Below are 6638 nucleotides of genomic sequence, written 5' to 3'. Positions count from 1 at the left end.
GAAATCCAACTCCGGAAATGAGGCAAGCCATGACTACCCTGAAGGCGTTCTCCGATAAAGAACGTGCCTATCACGTCTATCAGGCCCGGCAGGACTTCCTGCGCCAACAGCGCTCGATCCAACGCGAACTCGACGACGAACGGGCAGCACGCGCGGCCGAGCGGCAAGCAAAAGAAGCCGCCTTGCAAGCCCAGCAGGATGCCCTGCAAGCCCAGCAGGATGCCCTGCAAGGCCAGCAGGCCGCCCTGCAAGCGCGCGAGGCCGAGAGAGAAATTAGGGACAGACCACGGTTTTCGCTTTCGGCAGAATAAACCGTGGTCTCTCCCCTATTGCTCTATTCTATTGCCGCTATTGCCGTGGTCCCCTATTGCCGTGCGTGGCCTAACGTGTTCTAGGTTGGCACGGGCCGGCGACATGCTTGCCCACCACGGGCCACTAGGGTTCCAGACTGAATCCCGCCAGCCAGCCAGGCACATCGCCTCACCCCGAACGCTCGACCCGGACCCTGCCGCGCGTCCCCCAGTGGCTCGGCGCTGCCCATCGGCTGGCGGTCCTGCCGAAGTCCATCGCCCTTCGGTGTGTACTTTCCGCGTCTCACCGCTGTTTTGCAAGTGGGGCTTTGTGATCTGGATCACGGTTTCCGTAAATTCCCGAAACGGAAGTCGCCGCTCACGCCGAAGTATTGAAGGTGCCCGCACAGGTGTTACCTGCCGGTGCGGCGACACCGACGGCCGGTTCCAACTTGGGTATTTCAGGGCTTAAGGCGATTTCCGTGAATAGGCATCCCGACTACACAGGCGCAGAAAGCCTGTTGGGTTGTGGGGGCGAATGAATTCGCCCCTACACGGAAATCACCTAAGCCTTCACGGTCAGCGCCACCTGTTACCATTAGCACCGCGTCTCCTCTCGTGCCGACGCATCGACGGCCTGTCGCCGGTTCCCGCCGCAAGGCGCTGCCAGGCCAGTGGCGAGCGGTGACCAGGGTGGGACTTCCACCCACTCGACGACGCACCCTTACCGGGACGCACCGCGGCGGACCCGATGGGAAAACAGTGATTCGTACGGTCCGCGCCGCGGATCAACGACCAAGCGTGTACGATGGCCGCGGCGATGATCAAGGCCGTTTTGTCAACTCGATTACGACAACGACAACGATTGTTCACTTATGTACAGCACGCGCCTCAAGGTATCGCTTGGTCGCCCATCATCGACACGCGCCGCCGTCGTGCTGGCCGCGCTGACGCTGTGCGGCTGCGCCTCGCAGGTTCCCGCGACCATCCGCACCGCGCCTGCCGTCACGGTGGACCTGGCCCAGGTCCAGCGCGACCCGGCGCGCTTTACCGGGCAACCGGTGCGCTGGGGCGGGACCATCATTGCCGTCCGCAATCACCCGGACAACACCGAGATCGAGGTGCTGGCCCGGCCCCTGGACGCCATCGGCGCACCGCGCGCCGGGAGCGAGGGCCAGGGCCGATTCATCGCGCGCGTCGGGAGTTTTCTCGACCCGGCGGAGGTTGGTGTGGATCGCGAACTGACCGTGGTCGGCCCCATCACCGGGACGGAGACCCGCCCGGTGGGTGATTACCCCTATCTCTACCCCATCGTCCGGGTCGAACATCGCTACCTCTGGCCCGCGGCACCCCCGCCGAGCGCCGATGTCTACTATGGACCGGGATTCTCGCCCTTTTACGGCCCCTGGTACGATCCCTGGTTCAGATCCGGGTTCAGCCCCTGGTATCGGCCTTATGGTCCATACTTCAGGCCGCCGCGACGGGCACGCCATCGTTGACGGGGCGAGCGACCAGCGTCCTGGTGGTGATCGCGCCCGACGTTCTGTTCACAGTGTGGAGTGTCCATGAAATCGCACCCTGCTCATGCTATCGGCGCTGCCGCCCTGTGCACCCTGCTCTGCGCGGTGATCCTGACCGGCTGCGCGACAACCGACTGCGTCGGACCGACCGGCAACCCCCGTTTGACCCCGGCCCAGGTCGCCGCAAGCCAGGGCCACACGGGCGAACGCCTGCGCTGGGGCGGAGCCCTGGGCACAACACGCAATCTTAAAGACAGCACTGAACTCGAAATCATCGGCTACCCATTGGACCGCTGCGGTGTCCCGCGGGTCGGACAGCAACCCATCGGCCGCTTCATCGTCGTCACCCCCGGCTATCTGGAGCCCGCGGACTACCGACCCGACCGCCTGGTCACCGCCACCGGCATGATCACCGACATCCGCGACGGCATGGTCGGCACTGCCCCCTACCGATTTCCGGTGCTGGCCAACGCCAAGGTCACACTCTGGCCGGAGACCGTCCGCGACGGCGACGGGTCGGGGACCCCGCGACCCTGGGTGTCCATCGGCATCGGCGGCGGTAGCGGCGGCTGGTACGGCGGCGGGATCGGGGGCGGCGTTGGGGTGCAGTTTTAAGATTAGGACTTGACGCCCGCGAAATCTCCCTTAAATTATTAGCACTCGCGTAAGATGAGTGCTAACAGTATCGTCGCTCGCGGCAAAAATACGGGCCGCACACCACTTTTTGAGTATAACCCTATGAATATCAGACCATTGAATGACCGTGTCGTCGTCCGCCGCCGGCCGGAGGAGCGCACCACCCCCGGCGGGATCGTGATCCCCGACACCGCCACCGAGAAGCCGATTCAGGGCGAAGTGCTCGCCGTGGGCAAAGGCAAGCGGCTGGACAATGGGGATCTGCGTCCGCTGGACCTGAAGGTCGGGGACCGGGTCCTGTTCGGCAAGTATTCGGGCACCGAGGTCAAGGTCGGGGGCGAAGAAGTTGTCGTGATGCGCGAAGACGACATCATGGGCGTCATCGAGTAGCGCGTCCGGCCGCCCGACCCATCCATCCGATTCTACTCGGGCCGATTCCACTCAGGCCCATTCCAACTTCAGGAGATCGTTCAATGAGCGCAAAGGAAATTCATTTCAGTGACGAAGCCCGTGCCAAGATTCTGCACGGCGTCAACATCCTGGCCAACGCGGTCAAGGTCACGCTGGGCCCCAAGGGCCGCAACGTGGTGCTGGAGAAATCCTTCGGTGCCCCGACCGTGACCAAGGACGGCGTGTCCGTGGCCAAGGAGATCGAATTGAAGGACAAGTTCGAGAACATGGGCGCACAGATGGTCAAGCAGGTCGCCTCCAAGACCTCCGATGTGGCCGGTGACGGCACCACCACCGCGACCGTGCTCGCCCAGGCGATGGTCCGCGAGGGCCTCAAGGCGGTCGCCGCCGGCATGAACCCCATGGATCTGAAGCGCGGCATCGATCAGGCGGTCGAAGCGGCCGTGGCCGAACTCAAGGTCATCTCCCGCCCCTGCTCCGACAACAAGGAGATCGCCCAGGTCGGCACCATCTCCGCCAACTCCGACGACTCCATCGGCGAGATCATCGCCCAGGCGATGGAGAAGGTCGGCAAGGAAGGCGTCATCACCGTCGAGGAAGGCAAGTCACTGCACAACGAACTCGATGTCGTCGAGGGGATGCAGTTCGATCGCGGCTACCTCTCGCCCTACTTCATCAATAAGCAGGAGACCCAGAAAGCCGAGCTGGAAGACCCCTACATCCTGCTGCACGACAAGAAGATCTCCAACATCCGCGAACTCCTCCCCGTACTGGAGGCCGTCGCCAAGTCCGGCAAACCGCTGCTGATCGTGGCCGAGGATGTCGAGGGCGAGGCCCTGGCGACCCTGGTGGTCAACAGCCTGCGCGGCATCATCAAAGTCTGCGCGGTCAAAGCCCCCGGCTTCGGTGACCGCCGCAAGGCCATGCTGCAGGACATCGCCATCCTCACCGGCGCCACCGTCATCGCCGAAGAGGTCGGCCTGTCGCTGGAGAAGGCGACGCTCGCCGAACTGGGCACCGCGAAGAAAGTCCAGGTCAGCAAGGAAGAGACCACCCTCATCGACGGCGCCGGCTCCGAGGCCGACATCAAGGGCCGCTGCGAGCAGATCCGCGCCCAGGTCGAGGAGACCACTTCCGACTACGACAAAGAGAAGCTCCAGGAGCGCCTGGCCAAGCTGGCCGGCGGTGTGGCACTGATCAAGGTCGGCGCCTCCACCGAGATGGAAATGAAAGAAAAGAAGGCACGCGTCGAGGACGCGCTGCACGCCACCCGCGCGGCGGTCGAGGAAGGCGTGGTCCCCGGCGGCGGTGTCGCACTGGTGCGGGCGCTGGGCAAACTCAGCAACCTCAAGGGCGCCAACAAGGACCAGGACGTCGGCATCACCATCGCCCGCCGGGCCATGGAAGAACCCTTGCGCCAGATCGTCGCCAACGCCGGTGAAGAGCCCTCGGTGGTCCTCAACAAGGTGGCCGGCGGCACCGGTAACTTCGGCTACAACGCCGCCAACGGCGAATACGGCGACATGGTGGCCATGGGCATCCTCGACCCCACCAAGGTCACCCGCTATGCCCTGCAGAACGCCGCCTCCATCGCCGGCCTGATGATCACCACCGAGGCGATGATCGCCGAACTGCCCAAGGATGAGAAGCCCGCCATGGGCGGCGGCGGCGGAATGGGTGGCATGGGCGGGATGGGGGATATGGACTACTGATCGGTCCCGGCGGCTCTTACGAGCCCAAAAAAGCCCCGCCCCGGCGGGGCTTTTTCTTTGGCGATGAGGGTCACTCCCTGGCTTGCCAACTTGCGCACCGGGTGCTCAGCGCCCAACGCATGGGGTTACACTTGGCCAACCTCCCCTGGCGACCCGACTCAACCTGGACCCGACGATGGACCCCGCACACTTCGACCTCAACGACATTGAGCATGAGCCGACTGACGAGCAACTGGCCGCACTGATGGAATGCGTTGCCGAAGAGGCGCGCCGCCGGGGCGAGCTGGTGCGCAGCGAACTGTTGACGAGTCTGAAAGCAGGGCTCGCGACTGCCATGGCTGACCCGCAGACACATGAACGCACCTGAAAGGCCGCGACTGATCGTGGTCGCTGGGGCCTTGATCGTAATCCCGGCCAACGGCATGCGTAGTCAGGGCTTCCAGCCCTGACGGTGTCAGGCCAGGATGGCCTGACTACGCCTCCGGTGAACCCAAGCGGCCGGTATCCTGATCGAGGCCGTCGGAGAAGTCACTGGCATCGAAGGTCTCATCAGCCCCCGGTGCCGCCAACGCAGCCGGATCAGGCTCAGGTTGTCTTTCTCGGGCTCAAGGACGAAGTCCTGAAAAAGGGGCGCGACCCGCTGGATGGTCTGGACGATCAGCCGGTAGGCGAGTGTCTCGCGAATCGAGCGCAGGAAGGCCGCCAGGTTGTCCGCTTGGGGAAGCAACATGTCGGTCTCGCCGATGCGTCCCGGCTGTTTGACCTTGGCGGACTCGCTGGTATCGTGAAGATTCTTGCGCAGGATCTCGTGAACGAACCTGAAGACCCCAATGAAGTTCGATTTGCCGGCGCCATTGGCACCGATCAGGATGTTCAGGTCTTTCAGCCGCACGTCGAGTTGCGCGATGGACTTGAAACCCGTCACCTGGAGCCGGTCGAGTGGTTCGGGGTCAGTCATGGTCGCTTGCCTATTCAATGCAATTCATCCGTGCCCGCCGGAATCCCCACCCGACTCATTTGGTCAAGGCCATGAACAACCGCGGCAGTTTCTCCGGCAGCCGCTCCACCCGGTCGATGACGGTAAAGCGATTGCCGAAACAGTCGCGGACATAGTCGTCGGCATGGGCGTCGAGACTGATGCAGTAGGTATAGATGCCCTGCTGATCGAGTTCCTGTACGGCCTTGTGGGTGTCTTCGATCAGCAGGCGTTCGTCCTGCACGTCGATATCATGGGGCTGGCCGTCGGTGAGGATGAGCATCAGCTTTTTCTCCGCCTGGCGGGCCGCCAGGTAGTGCGCGGCGTGGCGCAAGGCGGCGCCCATGCGGGTGGAATAGCCGGCCTCCATGGCGGCGAGACGGGCCTTGACCTGATCGTCCCAGTGTTCGCGATAGCCCTTGATGTGCTGGTAGCGCACCTCGTGGCGGGTGTTGGAGGAGAACCCGGCAATAGCGAATTCATCACCCAGGTGATCAATCGCCCAACCGAGCAGGGCGACGGCCTCCTGGCTCAGTTCCAGAATGCTCTGCGTACAGCCGTCGGGAACCTGGTTGAGCGATTGGGAGAGATCCAGCAGGAGCATCACGGCGATATCGCGCCCGTCGTGCCGGTGGCTCATATTGATGCGCGGGTCCGGAGTGGCCCCGCCGCGGAAGTCGATGAGCGAGCGGATGGCCACGTCCAGATCCAGTTCGCTGCCCTCCTCCTGGTAGCGCAGGCGCACATACTGCTGCGGCTTGAGCAGGTCGAGAATCTGCTTCAGGCGCTTGGCCAGCATCCGATGCTTGTCGAGCAGCGCATCGATCAGGGCCGGGTCGCCCGCGGGATGCAGTCCCTCGTAGAGACTCACCCAGTCGGGGCGGTAGGTCTTGCTCTGGTAGTCCCACTCCGGGTAATGGCGCGGCGGCAGTGTCTGCACCTCCTCGGCCTTGGGCGGTTTGCGCGCTTCGAATGACTCCTCTTCGTCGCCCTGCTCGATATAGCGCCACAGATGACGGTTATCGTCGCGGTAGTCCACCTCGGTATCGGTGAAATAGACCTTGGGCGAGAGATCCTGCTGGCGGCGGGTGCG

General features: G+C 63.7%; 7 protein-coding genes and 1 pseudogene. 6 read left to right on the top strand and 2 right to left on the bottom strand.

The window, feature by feature from the left end; genetic code table 11:
• The 6 genes and pseudogenes from QZY03_RS08170 to QZY03_RS08145 form a co-directional block, all read left to right on the top strand.
• Nucleotides 1-311: pseudogene (locus QZY03_RS08170) on the top strand (hypothetical protein); the annotation flags it as partial.
• An 854-nt stretch (nt 312-1165) separates the two neighbouring features.
• Nucleotides 1166-1789: a Slp family lipoprotein gene (locus QZY03_RS08165; protein WP_295579957.1), complete on the top strand. Its 624-nt coding sequence runs from the start codon at nt 1166-1168 to the stop codon at nt 1787-1789.
• A gap of 66 nt (nt 1790-1855) precedes the next feature.
• Nucleotides 1856-2425: a Slp family lipoprotein gene (locus QZY03_RS08160; RefSeq protein ID WP_295579955.1), complete on the top strand. Its 570-nt coding sequence runs from the start codon at nt 1856-1858 to the stop codon at nt 2423-2425.
• A gap of 123 nt (nt 2426-2548) precedes the next feature.
• The gene (locus QZY03_RS08155) at nt 2549-2836 is read left to right on the top strand and encodes a co-chaperone GroES (protein ID WP_026199659.1); all 288 of its coding nucleotides are present in this window, start codon (nt 2549-2551) and stop codon (nt 2834-2836) included.
• 83 nt (nt 2837-2919) lie between these two features.
• Nucleotides 2920-4569 (top strand): chaperonin GroEL, encoded by a 1650-nt coding sequence (gene groL / locus QZY03_RS08150; protein ID WP_295579952.1) that lies wholly within the window; start codon nt 2920-2922, stop codon nt 4567-4569.
• Nucleotides 4570-4744: 175 nt separating this feature from the next.
• A complete protein-coding gene (locus QZY03_RS08145; RefSeq protein ID WP_295579950.1) occupies nt 4745-4936 on the top strand; it encodes a hypothetical protein in 192 nt (63 codons plus the stop codon).
• An 87-nt stretch (nt 4937-5023) separates the two neighbouring features.
• Here the strand turns inward: QZY03_RS08145 and QZY03_RS08140 are convergent, their stop codons facing one another.
• Together QZY03_RS08140 and QZY03_RS08135 are read right to left on the bottom strand one after the other, a co-directional pair.
• Nucleotides 5024-5527 (bottom strand): AAA family ATPase, encoded by a 504-nt coding sequence (locus tag QZY03_RS08140; protein ID WP_295579948.1) that lies wholly within the window; start codon nt 5525-5527, stop codon nt 5024-5026.
• Nucleotides 5528-5582: 55 nt separating this feature from the next.
• The coding region (locus tag QZY03_RS08135; protein WP_295579946.1) for a VWA domain-containing protein at nt 5583-6638 on the bottom strand (1056 nt) is incomplete at its 5' end.

The organism is uncultured Lamprocystis sp. (assembly GCF_903933125.1).
Taxonomy (GTDB): domain Bacteria; phylum Pseudomonadota; class Gammaproteobacteria; order Chromatiales; family Chromatiaceae; genus Thiodictyon.
Note: the sequence above shows the minus strand (reverse complement) of the source record. Positions and strands in the feature narration are given on the sequence as shown.